This window comes from Halosegnis longus (genome assembly GCF_009663395.1).
GTDB classification, from domain to species: domain Archaea; phylum Halobacteriota; class Halobacteria; order Halobacteriales; family Haloarculaceae; genus Halosegnis; species Halosegnis longus.
Map to the genome: position 1 here is coordinate 695,597 of NZ_QKNW01000001.1, position 15,729 is coordinate 711,325.

12 protein-coding genes and 1 pseudogene are annotated in these 15,729 nt (G+C 67.5%); 11 read left to right on the top strand and 2 right to left on the bottom strand.

Translation table 11 applies throughout. From position 1 onward, the window contains the following. Positions 1–66: 66 nt before the first annotated feature. The 4 genes from DM818_RS03885 to DM818_RS03900 are packed head-to-tail and all read left to right on the top strand — an operon-like array spanning position 67 to position 3,456. The gene (locus DM818_RS03885; RefSeq protein WP_075938024.1) at positions 67–957 is read left to right on the top strand and encodes a DUF4129 domain-containing protein; all 891 of its coding nucleotides are present in this window, start codon (positions 67–69) and stop codon (positions 955–957) included. Further along, a complete protein-coding gene (locus DM818_RS03890; RefSeq protein ID WP_123123801.1) occupies positions 954–1,688 on the top strand; it encodes a DUF7269 family protein in 735 nt (244 codons plus the stop codon). Before DM818_RS03885 ends, DM818_RS03890 begins: the two co-directional genes overlap by 4 nt. Continuing rightward, positions 1,685–2,959 carry a DUF58 domain-containing protein gene (locus DM818_RS03895; protein ID WP_153952344.1) on the top strand — a complete coding sequence of 425 codons (1,275 nt, stop codon included), beginning with the start codon at positions 1,685–1,687 and terminating at the stop codon, positions 2,957–2,959. The genes DM818_RS03890 and DM818_RS03895 overlap by 4 nt, the downstream gene beginning before the upstream one ends. After that, complete coding sequence (locus DM818_RS03900; protein WP_153952345.1) at positions 2,956–3,456, top strand: DUF7519 family protein; 501 nt, start codon at positions 2,956–2,958, stop codon at positions 3,454–3,456. Before DM818_RS03895 ends, DM818_RS03900 begins: the two co-directional genes overlap by 4 nt. A gap of 1 nt (position 3,457) precedes the next feature. On the opposite strand, the gene DM818_RS03905 is transcribed toward DM818_RS03900, so the two are convergent. Then, positions 3,458–4,084, bottom strand: a complete 627-nt coding sequence (locus DM818_RS03905) for a DUF7125 family protein (protein WP_123123800.1) — start codon at positions 4,082–4,084, stop codon at positions 3,458–3,460. A 1,214-nt stretch (positions 4,085–5,298) separates the two neighbouring features. On the opposite strand from DM818_RS03905, the pseudogene DM818_RS03910 reads away from it, so the two are divergent. The 7 genes and pseudogenes from DM818_RS03910 to DM818_RS03940 form a co-directional block, all read left to right on the top strand. Continuing rightward, positions 5,299–7,098 (top strand): annotated as a pseudogene (locus DM818_RS03910) (type II/IV secretion system ATPase subunit); the annotation flags it as partial. Positions 7,099–7,103: 5 nt separating this feature from the next. Beyond that, positions 7,104–9,134, top strand: a complete 2,031-nt coding sequence (locus DM818_RS03915; protein WP_075938019.1) for a type II secretion system F family protein — start codon at positions 7,104–7,106, stop codon at positions 9,132–9,134. Continuing rightward, complete coding sequence (locus DM818_RS03920) at positions 9,131–9,640, top strand: DUF7287 family protein (RefSeq protein ID WP_075938018.1); 510 nt, start codon at positions 9,131–9,133, stop codon at positions 9,638–9,640. Before DM818_RS03915 ends, DM818_RS03920 begins: the two co-directional genes overlap by 4 nt. Continuing rightward, positions 9,634–10,272, top strand: a complete 639-nt coding sequence (locus DM818_RS03925) for a DUF7288 family protein (RefSeq protein WP_123123799.1) — start codon at positions 9,634–9,636, stop codon at positions 10,270–10,272. The genes DM818_RS03920 and DM818_RS03925 overlap by 7 nt, the downstream gene beginning before the upstream one ends. Then, positions 10,260–12,887, top strand: a complete 2,628-nt coding sequence (locus tag DM818_RS03930; protein WP_123123798.1) for a PKD domain-containing protein — start codon at positions 10,260–10,262, stop codon at positions 12,885–12,887. The genes DM818_RS03925 and DM818_RS03930 overlap by 13 nt, the downstream gene beginning before the upstream one ends. 1 nt (position 12,888) lies before the next feature. After that, positions 12,889–13,317, top strand: a complete 429-nt coding sequence (locus DM818_RS03935; protein WP_123123797.1) for a DUF7266 family protein — start codon at positions 12,889–12,891, stop codon at positions 13,315–13,317. After that, positions 13,314–14,069, top strand: coding sequence for a DUF7289 family protein (locus DM818_RS03940; protein ID WP_123123796.1), 756 nt, complete (start codon positions 13,314–13,316; stop codon positions 14,067–14,069). The genes DM818_RS03935 and DM818_RS03940 overlap by 4 nt, the downstream gene beginning before the upstream one ends. Here DM818_RS03940 and DM818_RS03945 read toward each other — a convergent pair. After that, positions 14,066–15,685, bottom strand: coding sequence for a DUF7289 family protein (locus DM818_RS03945; protein ID WP_123123795.1), 1,620 nt, complete (start codon positions 15,683–15,685; stop codon positions 14,066–14,068). The two genes, DM818_RS03940 and DM818_RS03945, sit on opposite strands and share 4 nt — an antisense overlap. Positions 15,686–15,729: the final 44 nt, after the last annotated feature.

The following is a 15,729-nucleotide window of genomic DNA, read 5'->3' on the forward strand; positions in this document are numbered from 1 at the left end:
GGCGAGAAAACTGTACCGCGGGTGGGGAGACACAACAGATAACTGCGTTGATGTGTGTCACACGGTATGAACCGACAGCGCGTCGTCGCCCTCCTCGCTGTCGGCGTCCTCGTCGTCGGACTCGGGGTCGCCGCCGGCGCGCTCGACTCGCTGGAACGCGAACAGGGGGGTGAGGGTGTCGGGACGGAAGCCGGCGGTGGCGTCGAAGGACAGGACGGGCAGTTGCGTACCGACCCGCAGATGACGACGGACACGATTGCCTCGATACCGCCGGTCGTGAAGCAGGTGCTCGCGGTGCTCGTGGCGATACTGCTCGTCGTCAGTGCGGTCGACATCCTGAGACGCCACGGGCCGAAGGCGGTCGCCGCGGTCGTGGGTGCGTTCGTGCTCGTCGCGCTCGTGCTCCAGACGATGGACGACGGGGCCGTGAACCTCGGTGAAGGGGGAAACCAGACGAACGTCTCCGTCGGCGGCGAGGCCGGCGGCGTCGTTTCGACCGGCGAGACGGTGTCACAGGCGACGGAGCCGCCGGTCATCCTCGGCGGGCTCATCGCATTCGTCGCGCTCGGGGGGATACTGCTGTTTCTGCTGTCCGGCCGGACGAACGAGCTATCCGTTCCGGAAACCGAACAGCCCACGCCCGACGCCGACGCCGCGGCCGTCGCACAGACGGCGGGCGAGACAGCAGACCGAGTGGCCGCCGGCGTCGACGTGGAAAACGAAATCTACCGTGCCTGGGAGGAGATGACGACCGCCCTCGACATCGACCGCCCCGAATCGGCGACCCCGTCTGAGTTCGCGGACGCCGCCGTCGAGGCCGGCTTCGACCGCGAGGACGTGGCCGAACTCACGCGGCTGTTCGAGGAGACGAGATACGGGGAGTACCCCGTGACCGACGACCGCGCCGACCGCGCGGAGCGAGCGCTCCGGAGTGTCGAGCGCGGGGGGACGGAATGAGACGACTGCTCATCGTCGGCGTCGCGGTCGTCGCGGTCGGACTCGTGGCGACGGTCGTTCCGGGCGTCGCCGACTTCGTGCCGGCGGGCGGGCTGAGTTCGCTCGTCGGCTTCCTCGCCGTGCTCGGCGTCCTCGGCGGAGTGACACGGCGGGCGCGGGCGAACCCGGACACGCCGGACCTGCCGACGCTGGAGACGGTCGCGGTCGAGCCGCCCGGCGACCAGTTCGACGAGCAGGTGAAGACGGCCGCGACCCGGGAGACGCGCCGCGCCGGCAAGGACGAGACCGCCGTACGGACCCGGCTCCGCGAGGCTGCAGTCCAGATGCTCGTTCGGGAGGGCCACAGCGAGGCGGCCGCGAACGAGCAGCTCCGGGCGGGGACGTGGACCGACGACCCCGAAGCGGCCGCCTTCTTCACACCCACGGACAGCGACCGGCCACAGAAGCTGTTGGCGGAGGCACAGACCGACGTGAAGAGTCGGCGGTCGGTCCGGAGTTTATTCGCCGAGACGACCGTCTTCGAGCGCGGCACGGAGCGGGTCGTCGCAGTGCTGGACGAGCGACTGTCGGAGACCGCGGCGATGGGCGCGGGCGAGGTCACCGACTACGGCCGCCCAGAAGAGGGGGGAGAAGCGGTAGGTGCGGTCGATTCTGAACGGACGGAGGCGACAGCGGGTGCAGTCGACGGTGAAGCCGAAAGCGACGACGGAGCCGCGGAGGGGAGACGGTGAGGACCGTCGCCGACCGCGAGACGCTGCGGTGGGTCGGTGTCGGTGCGCTCGCGTTCGCCGGACTGACGGCGGCCGTGATTCTCGACGCGCCGGGACCGCTGCTCGTGTCGGTGTTCGCGGTCGCGGCGGGCGGGCTGTCGGCCGCGAGTAGTCCGCCGGAGGTCGACCTCGCTATCGAGCGAGAGGTCACGGAACAGACGCTCGGCCCGGACCAGCAGGCGACCGTGACGGTGACGGTGACGAACGAGGGGAGCGGGCCGGCGACCGACCTGCGAATCCTCGACGGGGTGCCGCCGGCGCTCACCGTCGAAGCCGGGTCGCCGCGACACGCGACCGCGCTGCGGGCTGGCGAGAGCGCCAGCTTCCAGTACGTGCTCGCGACGCGGGTCGGTGTCCACCCGTTCGGCTCGACGACCGTGCTGGCGCGGGATGCGACCGGCGCACACGAACGCGAGGCCGAACAGACGGCGTCGGGCGTCACGGAACTCAACGTGGCCCCGACGCTCGACGCGCGGACGACGGTTCCGCTGCGGACACAACAGACCCCCTACGCCGGGGCGCGGACGACCGACTCCGGCGGGGCGGGCGTCGAGTTCCACGCGACGCGCGAGTACCGACACGGCGACCCGCTGTCGCGTATCGACTGGAAGCGGGTCGCCCGGACCGGCGAACTGTCGACCGTCTCGTTCAGACAGGAGCGGGCCGGGTCGGTCGTGCTCGTCGTGGATACGCGGGCCGACTCACACGTCGGCGCGACCGACTCGGCGGTGGCGCGGTCGCTGGAGGCGGCGGCGACGACGGCCGGCGGCCTCCTCGACAGCGGCGACCGGGTCGGGGTGGCGACGTTCGGACCGGGGTCGGCGTGGCTCGCACCCGGCAGCGGACCGGCACACCGGGCGCGGCTTCGCGAGGCGTTCGCGACGGACCCGGCGTTCGCGGCCGCACCCGTCGAGGAGAGTGATTTCCTCCCGTGGCTGGCGCGCCGACGGCTCCGCCGGCGACTCTCGGGCGGGGCGCAGTTGGTGGTGTTCTCGCCGCTGCTCGACCCGTTCATGGTGGAGTCGATTCGCCGGTACGAGGCGCACGGCTACCCGGTGACGGTCATCAGCCCCGACCCGACGGGACGGGCGACGGCGGGCCAGACGCTCGAAGCCATCGAGCGGTCGCTGCGGCTCTCGCGGCTGCGTAGCTCCGGCGTCCGGGTCGTCGACTGGGGGGAGGAACCGTTTGAGACGACGCTGGCCGGCGCGAGCCGGCGGTGGTCGCAGTGAGCGCGAGCGCGGAGTTCGAGCCGGGGGTGCCGATGCTCACGCAGGGGTTGGTGACCGGCGGCGGCTTCGTGACCGCGCTCCTGTTGGTGTCGGTGCCGGTCGCCGCGCTGCTCGCGCTCGTCGGGGCCGTGGCGTGGACGGGTGCGGTGCGGCGACACAGCCAACGGTATCTCGACGGCGGCGCGGGAATCGTCGCGCTGGCGCTGGTGACGGCCGGGCTGGTGGGCGTCGAGCCGCCGGTGCTCGTCCTCGCGTCGGGGGCTGCGTTCGTCACCTACGACCTCGCGTCGACGGGGCTGTCGCTGGCGACGCAGGTCGGGACTCGCGCCGAAACGCGACAGGGGGAGCTTGCGCGACTCGGCGTCACCGCTATCGGGGCGGCGGTGGTCGCGGGCGTCGGCTACGTCGCCTTCACCCTGGCGTCGGGGTCGGTACCGCCGGCCGCGGTCGCGCTCATCTTCGGGGGCGTGCTGCTCGCGGAGCTGGCGCTCCGGTAGCTCACATATCCCAGGAGGTGTCGATTTCGACCGCCTGGCCGAGCTTGATTTTGAGCGCCTCGTCCGGTGGTCGCTTGCCGCGCGTCTTCTGGATTCGCAACAGCGTCTCCGGCTCGATGCTGGTGTAATCGACCGTGAGCCGGAGGATGAGGTCCGCGGCGCGTAAGGTCCAGTCGCGCGTCGTCGGCAGGTCGTTGCCCGCGACGGCGTGGAGAATCCCGACGGAGTCCGTCGCCTGTAGTCTCTGCGCGAACTGGGTGAGGAAATCGTGGTACGTCGGCGGGTCGGCGTGTTCGAGCGCGTTCACCGCGTCGACGATGACGAACGTCTCCTCGCGAACCGACAGCGAGTCGAGCAGCGACTCGACGCTGTCGCCGCGACGGAAGGAGACGACCTCCAGCCCGTCGACGCCACCCATCCCGGCCATGGACTCAACCGTCGACTCCACCTTCTCGGGGGGTGTGACCGTCGTGACGTAGGTCGTGGGGCGGCGCGTCGCGAGCTGGAACAGCAGCGTCTCCGCCTGTTCCGCGGGACTGGCCACGTACGCAGCGAGCGTGCCGGCGGTGAAGCCGCCGTCGAGCTCGCGGTCGAGGGGCCCGGTCCCCGTATCGAAGCGCTCTGGCATCCAGCGGAGATTCCGGCCCTGTGGTGTATAAATCCCCCACCGGGCGACCGCGCCGGCGACGCCAGCACCGTGCGAGCGACTATCACGCTGGAATCGGGTGTCTCGCGCGCGAAATCAGATTCTTTCTCGCGAAATGTACAGAAACAACCGCCCACAGCTTTTTCGTCGATTCTCGCGTATGCGCGTACAATGGAGAGTCATCGAACCGCAGTGAGTCTCGGCGGTGCGGTTCGGACAGTGAGGGTCCGATGAGCGACGCCGAGTGGGTGTCGGAGCCGGAGCCGGCAGTCCGACGGGTCGAAACCCAGAAGTACGAGCCTGCCGTCCGGCGAATCGAGCCCGACGACGCAGACGAGCCGACCGACGACAGCGACGGAGCGCCGGCGACACAGGAGTACGAGCCGGCAATCGTCCGGGTCGAGGACCTGTACGAGCCGGCGATCATCCGGATGGAGCCGGCGACGCGACCCGTGGACTTCTGGCGAGACGACCTCCGGCTCGGGCCGCTCGACGCCATCCCGTCGAACAGCGACCGCTACGAGGAGGCGGTCGAGGTTCGCGACGACCGCTACGACAACATCGAACAGCAGCTCTCGGCGGGCCAGTCGCGCGCGGAGGAGCTGGACGCCGTCGTCGAGGAGCGAACGCTGAACGTTCCCGAGGCGCTCGACGAGGACAGCTTCTTCACCACGGCGCGGGGCCACGAGAGCGTCGCCACCCACTACGACCTAGAGAAGGCGGTCCCGATGGACAAGAAGCCGAATCTGAAGGAGGTGGAGCGCTACTGGGTGAACGAGCCGTACTCGTTCATCGTCATCTACCGGTCGACGACGGCGAACGAGCTGAAGTACTACGCCGTCGAGCCGTATCTCAACGCCGTCGAGGAGGGGATGCACGAGTTCCTCATCGAGAAGCTCTCCTCGTCGCTGAAATACGCCGGCGAGGGGGCCGTCGCGACCGACGGGACCGAGGTCGAACGCGCCGAGGTCATCGAAGACGAGACGATGAAACACGTCGACCGCTACGGCGTGCTCGCCGAGCGTGACGAGACGAGCGCGACCGACCAGGTCAAATCGACCTTGGAGCGATTCGACATCCGGACGTCGGGCGACGCGGGGACCGAGTCGGAGGAAATCGACCCGTACGGCGTAAAGCAGGCGCGAGCCGAGCGGGAGCACGAGGAGTCGAACGGCGACGGGCTCGGCGGTTCGCTGTCGGGAGTCACCGACATCGGCGAGCTGCCGACGCGGCTGAAGTCGTCGGTTTCAGGCCTGTTCGGCGGCGACGAGGAAGACGAGTCGGGACCGCGACACGTCCGCGACGAGAGCATTTACACGCCAGCCGCGGAGCTTCCGGAGCTGAAGGGGCGGTCGGTCCGTCCGGAGCCGGCGGTCATCGAGGAGGACGCGGACACGCTCACCACCTACCAGCTCCGGAAGCTGCTCTACTACCTGAAACGCGACTTCATCGGCTACCAGATAATCGACCCGGTGAAACACGACATCAACGTGGAGGACATCTCCGTGGACGGCTACAACATGCCCGTCTTCGTCTACCACACGGAGTACGAGCAGATTATCTCCAACATGACCCACGGCGAGGAGAGCCTCGACGAGTTCGTCGTCAAGCTCGCCCAGCGGTCGGGCAAAGGCATCTCGAAGCGCCAGCCGCAGGTGGACTGTACCCTGCCGGACGGGTCGCGTGCACAGCTCACGCTCGGGAAGGAGGTCTCCGACCACGGGACCAACTACACGATTCGACAGTTCAAGGACGTGCCGTTCACCCCAGTGGACCTCATCAACTGGAACACCTTCGGACTCGACCAGATGGCGTTCCTGTGGCTCGCCATCGAGAACAACAAGTCGCTCATCTTCGCGGGCGGCACGGCCTCGGGGAAGACCACCTCGCTGAACGCCGTCTCGCTGTTCATCCCCTCGAAGGCGAAAATCGTCTCCATCGAGGACACCCGCGAGGTGGAGCTGCCACAGCGCAACTGGGTCGCCTCCGTCACGCGGCCGTCCTTCTCGGACGACGACAAGGGCGACGTGGACGAGTTCGACCTGCTCGAGGCCGCGCTCCGACAGCGGCCCGAGTACATCGTCATGGGCGAGATTCGTGGCGAGGAGGGCCGGACGCTGTTCCAGGTCATGTCGACGGGTCACACGACGTACACGACGTTCCACGCCGACTCGGTCGGCGAGGTGATGAAGCGGTTCACCACCGACCCGATTAACGTCTCGAAGACGATGTTCACGGCGCTCGATCTGGTGTCGATTCAGGCACAGACCCGCGTCGAGGGGCGGAAGGTGCGGCGCAACCAGGCCATCTCGGCGATTAACGACTACGACGCCGAGAACAACGAGATCAACGTCGAGGACGTGTTCGTCTGGAGCGCCGAACGGGACGCGTTCGACCCGACGCCGAACCCGTCGATTCTCGAACGCATCAAGTTCGACCGCGGGTGGACACAGGAGACGCTCGACCGCGAGCTGTTCATCCGGAAGGTCATGCTCGCGTATCTCATCCGCAACGGGCTGAACAGATACAGCGAGGTGGCCGGGGCGATTCAGGCGTTCATCAACGACCCGGACACGATTCTCGCGTTGATGGCCAACGGCCGGCTGTTCGAGACGCTCGACAATCTGCGCGACATGGAGTCGGTCGAAATCGACGTGGACCCCGACAAGGAGGCGCTCGTCCCGCGGCCGAACCCGGACGAGGCGATGGTCGACGAGACGCGCGGGGTGATGCAGAAGGCCGAGGAGTCGCTGTTCCCCGACTACCGCGAGTCGCTGCCCGAGGACGTGACCGAGGTGCTCGTCGACGTACTGCCGGACAGCCTGACCGACGCGGACAGCGGAACCGTCGGGCTCGACTTCGAGCCGTCGGCCCGCGGCACCGACGAGCCGTACGAGGAAAGCGACGTGACCGTCGAGCCGGTCGAGACGGAGGGTGAGCCGGCCAGCGAGACGCTCGCGGAGTTGGAACGAGACGCAGACGAAGCCGAGGGTGACGACTGATGGCCGCGCCGACCGCTGGCGCGACACGCCCGCCACGCGAGCGGATGGGCGACCGGATGTTCCCGCTGTACCGCCGGCTGTTCGGCGAGGACTCCGACTTCGTCGCGACCGTCGACGACAAGCTCGGTGAGTGTCTCCGCGACGACCCGGTGGAGATGTTCCTCGCGGTCGCGCTCGGCTACGGTGTCATCCTCGGACTCTCCCTGTGGGCGCTCGGCGTCGCACTGGCGTACGGTGTCCTGCTCGTGTTCAACCCCGACCTCGGGGAGGTCGTCAACGTCTCCGTCGCGAATCCGACGCTCGCGGCCACGCTCGAAGCGCTACAGGTTCCGTCGTTCCTCCTCCTTTCGGGCCTCCTGCTCGGAACGATCGGCTTCGTCGTCGGCTTCGGCGCGCCGGTCGGCAACCTCTGGATACAGTCTGGCGAGCGGAAACGCGAGATTAACGTCCTGATGCCCGACGCCATCTCCTTCATGTACGCCCTCTCAATCGGCGGCCTGAACCAGATGGAGATTCTGGAGGCCGTCGCCGAGGCGGACGACGTGTACGGAGAAGTGTCTCGCGAGTTTCAGGTCATCCTGAACGAGACGGGCTACTTCGATACGGCCTACCGGACCACCATCCGGAACCGCTCGACGCAGACCCCGTCCGACGAGTTCGCGCAGTTCCTGACGGACATGCTCTCGATTCTCGCCTCCGGCGGTGACATGACCGACTTCCTCGACCAGAAGAAGGACAAACACATGCGGACGGCAAAACAGCAACAGGAGGCCACCCTCGAAACGCTCCAGCTGTTCGGGGAGATGTACCTGACGCTGTCGCTGTTTCCGCTCCTGCTCATCATCACGATGGTTGCCGTCTCGCTGATGAGCGGCCCGAAGACGCTGCTGTTGACGGGGACCGTGTACGCGCTGATTCCCCTGCTTTCGGTGGCGTTCATCGTCATGATTTCGACGGTGAAACAGGACGACCCCGGCGACGGCTACCTCCGCCCGAAGAACGTCGATTTCCAGGAGCCGGACTCGATTCTCTCCATCGGTCCCATCGAGAGCTATGACACCGACCGGTCGCTGTTCAGCACGATTCGGTCACAGGAGGGCCGGATGCGGCTGAAGGCCATCGCGCGGCGGCCGCACGTCCTCTTCCGCGAGCGACCGGAGTTCACGCTGTTTTTCACCCTCCCGGTCGCGGTTGCCGCCGTCGCGTTCGGCGTCACCTCGGGGCTGATTCCGACGAGCCGCCCGGAGTTCGTGGAGTCGTATCTCTCCGCGACGATCGTGCTCGTCTACGTTCCCGTGTACGTGATGGGGGTTCCGTACGCCATCTTCTACCAGCTCCGCCAGTCGAAGCGGTCGGGCATCACGGGGAAACTGACCGACTCGCTACGGAAGCTGGCGTCGGCAAACGACACCGGCCAGACGCTGCTTGAGTCGTTCGGCACCGTCGCGGACACCTCCTCCGGGCGGCTGGCCCAGGAGTTCGAGATTATCCGCGGGAAGGTGACCTACGGCACCTCGGTGAAGCAGGCGCTCGTGGAGATGAACAACAAGTTCCACCTCCCGCGGCTGGCTCGCTCGGTGAAGCTCGTGAGCGAGGCACAGGAGGCCTCCTCGGAGATTACGGACGTGCTCTCGACGGCCGCACAGGCCTCCGAGAATCAAGACGACCTCGAGCGCGAACAGAAACAGGGCGCACAGATGCAGATGGTCATCATCATCATGGCGTTCATGACGATGCTGGGCGTCATCGCCATCCTGAAGCTCAGATTCCTCGGGCCGATGGCCGACCTCGCGTCGGCGGGCGCGAGCAGCGGCGGCGGAGGCGGCCCGGCCGGCGCGGGCGCTGGAAGCGGCTTCGGCAGCAGCGTCAACGTCCAGCGGCTGGAGATGTTCTTCTTCCACGCCGTGACGATACAGGCCGTCGCGGCGGGCTTTATCGCCGGCTACATGCGGTCGGGGAAGCTGCTCAACGGCGTGAAGCTGTCCGTCGTTCTCATCACGTTCCCACTGCTGGTGTTTCTGGCGACATGAGCCGGCGCGGACAGACGAACATCGACTTCGCCATCGGCATGAGCCTCTTTCTCGTGACGGTGTCGTTCGTCTTCCTGTTCGTGCCGACGGTGTTTTCGCCGTTCGAGGTGGCACAGGGTCAGCCGCTCGTGGCCGACCGCGCGGCGACGCGACTGGTCGATACGATGCTCGCCGGGCCGGACCCGGGGACGCTCGCGCCAGCCTGCACGCTCGGCTTCTTCGCCGACGTGGACACCCCCGGCTGTGTCTACGACAGCTCTCGGTCGCTCGGCGACGCACTCGGTATCGGCAACGAGAACGTCCGCGTCGCGGTGCGCGAGGGCGGCGAGGTGGTCACGCTCGACGGGACCGTCGCGACGAGCGACGGCTCGCGTGCACCGTCGGACCCGCCGACGACACTGGAGCGTGGTCAACCGGCGGGTGAGGTGCCGGAACGGGCGACGACGGTGGCACGGCTCGTCACCCTCGACGGCCAGCAGGTCCGCGTGGAGGTGTCGGTGTGGTGAGCCGCGGTCAGACGTGGACGCTCGAAGGCGTCGCCGCCTCGGTGCTCGTGTTGGGTGCCGTCGTCTTCATCCTCCAGTCGTCGGTCATCACGCCGCTGTCGGCCTCGACGACGAACCAGTATCTCGAGGAGCGCCAACAGGAGCTCGCGACGGACGTGTTGTCCGGGGCCGCGAGCGAGGGTGAACTCCGCGAGGCGCTCCGCTACTGGAACGACGGGGACCGCGTGTTCCACGGTGCAGACGAGACGGGGTACGCGAGCGGCGCGGCGCTCGCGGCCCGCGACATACGACTGGGCGACACCCTGACGGACGCGTTCGACGGACGCGGTATCACGTACAACGTCTACATCCGGTCGCCGATACCGGAGGAGCCGCCGGCGTCGATGCCGGCGGGTACGGGTCGGTACGGGAGCGAGAGCCAGTCGCTGGTGTACCAGGGCGTTCCGTCGGATTCGGCCGTCTCCGCGAGCACCCACGTCACGCTGTACGACGGCGACGTGCTGCTCGATTCCGACGGCGACGAGACGACGACGCGGCTCGATAACGCCGACTTCTACGCCGACGAGGCCGCGGACGGCGACGACACGATATACACGGTCGTGGAGGTGCAGATCGTCGCATGGCAGTCGTGAGCGAGCGCGGCCAACAGCTGCTCATCGGCGGGCTAGTCTTGGCTATCGCGCTCACCGCGCTCGTCGTCGTGCTCAACGGCGCGCTGTACACCGACGACCTGCGGACGCGCGACGCGGCGGGCCAGACCCTCGCCGCCGACGACTACGAGGGTGAGCTGTCGCGAGAACTCGGGCGGACGCTCGACCGCATCAACGACGGGCGCGAAGGCGACCGAACCGTCGTCGAGCAGGCAGTGCTCGACGCCACGTTCGCGACGAACGACCTGCTCGGCCGCCAGTACGCGAGCGGACAGGCTGCCTACGCCAGCGTCGACCCCGCCCGTATCGAACGGGGAATCATCATCGAACAGGACGCCTCGTGTGCGTTCACCGCGTTGAACACCAACTGTGGCGGGTCGAGCGAACGGCCGGTCACGCCCCGGTTCACCTACGGCGACGATGACGACGACAGTTGGGTCCAAGCAGGTGATAGCGGTGAGAATCTCATCCTCGACGCCTCGGAGACGGAAGATTACGACGAGACGAGCGGCGACCTCTCGTACGACTGGACCCTGACGGAGGGGACCGACACCATCACGAAAAGTGGCGAAACTCCGAGCGGCTTCACCCTCCCAGAGTCCGGCTTCTGGAAGGTGACCCTCACCGTCACCGACACCGATACCGGTGCAACGGAAACCGTGACCGCGTGGGTCGCCGCACACGCGACCGACGACGCGAACGAGGTGCCCCCCCGGGCGCGATTCACCCACTCGCCGACGGTGCCGGTCGCGACCGAGCAGGTCGTCCTCGACGCGACGGCGACGACAGACGGGAACGGTGACATCACAAGTTACGACTGGTGGATTAAGGCACCCGACGGGACGGTCTTGCCCTCGCCGCCCGATGGGGAGACGACGACATTCACGCCCGCGGACGCCGGCGACTACGTCGTCGCGCTCGACGTGAGCGACGCGACCGGCAACACCGACACTCTCCGGAAGACCGTCACCGTCGACGAGACGCTCGCGAACGGCGGCGGCCGCACCGGTGACACCGACGGCGACGGCACGAACGAGCCACCGTTCCGCGTCGCGCCGGTGTCGGGCGACCGCTACTTCGCGCTCGGCGAGGCGGGTGCGACCCCCGACTCGCCCGACTGGACGCTCGCGGAGAGCGCCACCGTCCGGCAGTTCGAACTCGAGACCGACGACATTGACGCGCTCTACGACGTGTCCGACTCCAATAGCGACAGTGCGGCCGTCTTGGCCGACACCTTCCACGTCGAACTCACCGGACAGGACGGAGACACGTGGGCGGTCCACGTCTTCGAGAGTTCGACGAGCGGCCAGTTCACCGTCGCGACGATCGCGCCCGACGGCACGGTCGATATCCGCCACCGCTCGAACGACCCCATCGCGGTCGACGTGACCACCGGCGAGGTGAACGGGCGACAGGTGTTCCCGTTCGCGCCGGAGCTCGCACAGCCGGCCGACATCGCCTTCCGCAACGGCGACCAGATTGCCGGCAGCTACGAACTCACGCTCGCGACGGGGACGAGTGCGAGCACGGACGTGCAGACGGCGAACTTCTATCCGCCCGAGGGTGACCGCCAGCCGTACGCCGGCCCGGCAGTGTATGCGGTCAACGTGCCGGCGACGTACGACACGGCCGAGCTATCCCGTCGTGGCAGCGTCAGGGTCGCCCCCGACGAGCCGACGGTGTACGGTCGCGGCATCTCGCTCGGCGTACCCGAACCGTCCTACACCGACCGCGATGCGGTCGTCTACGTCGCACCAGATGGCGGTGCGAACACGCTCCGGTCGATTACTCCGGACGGCACAGTCACGACCTACGACGCGACCGACGTACAGGCAATCGGTCCGAAACAGGTCGATATCGACGCCGACGATGTGGCCGAGATTCCGTACGTCGCGGGTGACGGCTCGCTCCGTATCGTGGATGCAAACGGCGAAAAGCAGACGCTGGTGTCTGCAAGTGCCCCAGAAGCACCCGACACGACACAGGCGCTCATCGGTATCGACCGCTGGAACGGGCAGTTCTCGGTTCTGTACGCGACCGCAAACGGGAACGCCTACCGCGTCGACGCGGCGGGCAACACCGCACAGATCGGGCTTGACCCGGGTGGAAACGGCGTCGGCGCAATCGGCGGTGTCACCGACATGGACGACGACGGGACGCCGGACATCCTCTTTGCGGACACGAGCCAACAGCTTCGATTCTACGAGGAGGGCGCGAGCGACAACGTCCTCGTCTCCAACGGCGGCGTCGGGCAAAACGCCGGAATCGGGATGGGAGCAGCCCGCGACTTCGACCGCGACGGCGTCGAGCGTGCACCGATAGTCGACGGCTCCGGCAGCCTCCGACTTATCAGCGAGACGACCGGACGGAGCGGGCAACTCACATCGGTCTCCCAGAAGGCACCCGCGGCCGGCTTCCAGTGGGACGAGGCAACGACCAACCGCGAAATCATGTTCGTCGCACAGGACACCAACGACGCCGGGAACACCATCTACGTGCTGGCGTACGTCCCGCCAGACGGGAGCGAGCCGGCGACGATCGTGACCGACTCGAACGGTGACCCGATTCAAGTCGTACAGGGGACGGGGGTGGCCTGACGTGCGCGAACGCGCCCAGTCGTCGACAATCGGCTACGTGCTCGCCATCGGCGTGGCGACGCTGCTCATCACCGGTCTCATCACCGGCGTCGGCACCTTCGTCGAGGGACGACAGGAGCAGGCCGTTCGCGACCAGCTCACCGTGGTCGGCGAGCGGGTGGCCTCACAGCTCACCGCGGCCGACGCGCTGGCGACGCGTGAGGGGACGGTGTACGTCGAGCCGGCGGTGCCCGAGCGGGCCGTCGGGATGAACTACCGGATTAGACTGGACGCGAGCAACGAACAGCTGATACTGTCGACGGCCGACCCGGCAGTCACGGTTCGGGTGCCGGTCTCGACGACCCGGCCGCTGGTCGACTCGGCGACGCAGGGAACGGACGTCGCGGTCCGGTACGACGAGAACGGGCTGTCCGTGGGTGAAAAGCGATGACGGGCGACGAGCGCGGCGTCTCGGAGGTGCTCAGCTACATCCTCGTGTTCTCCGTCGTGGCGGTGACCATCGCGTTCGTCCTCGGCGACGGGCTGGGTGCCGTCACGACGACCCAACAGAACGCCCGCATCGACGCCGCACAGAGCGGCGTCGCCATCCTTGACAAGAGCATCGAGACGGTGTATCAGACGGGGGTCCCCCGTCGTTCGACGGAGTTGAAGCCGAACGGGGGGACGCTCTCGGTGGGTGGTCGGCTCGACGTGGATATCGTCGTCTCGCAGGGCGGGTCCGACCTGTTCGATTACGGGTCGGCCAGCAGCCGCTTTACCCACACCATCGACGACCAGTCGGTCGGGCTGGCGCTCGGTGCGCGGTTCCGCAGCGGAACGGGCGGCGTCGCGATGACGGCCGAGCCACCCTTCCACTTCGGCGACGAGCGGACGAATCTCCCGGTCGTGTTGTTGACCGGAGCCGACAGCGTCTCCACCGGCTCGCCGGTCCAGATTGTCGCCGACACGGAAAACGAGGAGCTGCTCGACCACCGGACCGCCGGCCCGAGCGCGGGGACACCCTACACCGTCGAAGTGACCGTCGAGACGACGCCAGAGCGGGCGGCTGCGTGGAACCGGTACTTCCAGCGCGAGGGACTCACCGCAGTCGATGACGACCCGAGCGACGGCACAGTCGTCTACAGTCACGAGACCCGACGGCTCATCATCGAGGAGTTCACGACCGGGCTCGAACTGCGTTAAGACTCCTCGACGACGACCGTGTTGCGCGAGACGTGGAGATACGAGAATATCGTCACGTCGCCGTCGTACGCCGGTATCCCCTTGGCGGCGAGGTCGTAGTGGATGGTCGACCCGGACTTGAGGTCCGGCTTGCCGACGGCCATCGCACCGAATATCTCGCTCTGTGACCGCATATCCAGCGAGGAGTCATCGCCCGGCGCGTAGAAGATGCCGACGAACCGCGACTCGGAGGACATCGTCGCGGTCAAGTCGTCGGTCCCGTAGAGCCAGAAGCGCGGCGAGGCGTCGTCCGGGACGGAGACGTCGCCGCTGTTCATCGTCACGCTGCCGCCGGTCGTGTAGAGTCTGGCGGCGTTGTCGTTGCTGCCGGCGACGGCGATTTCACCGCCGTTGGAAACGTCGATGTTCCCGGTGACCGCGAGGGTGACTTCCTCGTCTGCGGACGGTTCGAGCGTTAGCGTCCGGCCGTTCAACTGGAGTTCCCCGTCGATGTAGTAGGTGCCGGCAGAGAGCGTCACGTCGCCGTCACCGGCGAGCGAGTCGTCCACGAGCGCGGCGACGTCGCCGTTGTCGTTGTCGTCGCGTGCACTCGAGACGCGCTGGGTGACGCGTCCACCGGAGCGTTGCACCTCGACCGACTGTTTGATAATTTCGCCGTTGCGAATCTCGGAGTTGCCCTTGACGTTGACGTAGTTCCCCTCGGGAACGATGACATCACCGTAGACGGTGACGCCGCCGCCGATGTTGACGTTGCTCGTCGCGACGATGCGGCCGTCGTCGAGTTTGCTCTCGGAGTAAGCGCCCTCGGTGGAGTCGTAGCTGTCGAGGAACGTGCGAGAGCCGCCGCCACCCTTCAGATTGAAGCCGGAGGTGCCGGTGGCGGCCGCGCCGTAGGAGATGGTGTTGTCGTACTCGGTCTTCAGCGTGACACTCGCCGTCTCGGTCGAATCGTCGACGGTCACGTCACCGCCGACTCGGCGCTCGAAGTAGCGGCCCCACGCCCGGTAGTAGTCGCTCTGGACCCGGACGGTGAGCTGCCGGTCTTCGACGGGGTTGACACCGTTTTCCGGGGAGGGGTACGTCGCCTCACTTCCACCCGATGCAAGTCGGACGCTGTCGCCCGAGAACCGCGCCGGGAGATTGTCGGCGGTCACGCTCACGACGGGGATGGTGAGCGTGTCGTCGTTGAAGTCGAATTCGGGGGGCGAAACCATCCGCGCGTAGTCGTCGCCCTGTCGCCAGACGCCGCCGCCCTGATACGCGAGGGTGTCACCGTCGGTGGCGTACTCGACCGCGCCGAGGGGTTCATCCACCAGCGTCTGTGTGGTCCCGTCGTCCGCGGTCGCGACGACGGAAATCGACCCGCCGTCGGTGACGGTGATGCTGTCGGCGTTACCGATACCGACGGTCGTCGTCCTGCCGGTCTCGCCGAAGGCGACGAGGGCGGCCGCCGAATCGAACTGTGCGGCCGCGATGCCGGCACGCTCCTCGTTGGCCTGTGTGCGCGACTCGTCGAGCGTGTACACGGCGGCACCGACGGTCGCCGTCGCGGCGGCCACGGTGATGGCGATGACGAACACCGCCCCGAGCGTCGATGATTGGCCCCGCTCGTTCATACAGCGTACACGGCGTCAACGGTGATAACGACAGGGGCTTGTTT

Excerpts from the sequence above, each read along its gene's own strand:
- DM818_RS03885 (WP_075938024.1), top strand. The coding sequence starts at position 67 with ATGAACCGACAGCGCGTCGTCGCCCTCCTCGCTGTCGGCGTCCTCGTC.
- DM818_RS03945 (WP_123123795.1), bottom strand. The coding sequence starts at position 15,685 with ATGAACGAGCGGGGCCAATCATCGACGCTCGGGGCGGTGTTCGTCATC.
- DM818_RS03890 (WP_123123801.1), top strand. The coding sequence starts at position 954 with ATGAGACGACTGCTCATCGTCGGCGTCGCGGTCGTCGCGGTCGGACTC.
- DM818_RS03920 (WP_075938018.1), top strand. The coding sequence starts at position 9,131 with ATGAGCCGGCGCGGACAGACGAACATCGACTTCGCCATCGGCATGAGC.
- DM818_RS03930 (WP_123123798.1), top strand. The coding sequence starts at position 10,260 with ATGGCAGTCGTGAGCGAGCGCGGCCAACAGCTGCTCATCGGCGGGCTA.
- DM818_RS03915 (WP_075938019.1), top strand. The coding sequence starts at position 7,104 with ATGGCCGCGCCGACCGCTGGCGCGACACGCCCGCCACGCGAGCGGATG.
- DM818_RS03940 (WP_123123796.1), top strand. The coding sequence starts at position 13,314 with ATGACGGGCGACGAGCGCGGCGTCTCGGAGGTGCTCAGCTACATCCTC.
- DM818_RS03905 (WP_123123800.1), bottom strand. The coding sequence starts at position 4,084 with ATGCCAGAGCGCTTCGATACGGGGACCGGGCCCCTCGACCGCGAGCTC.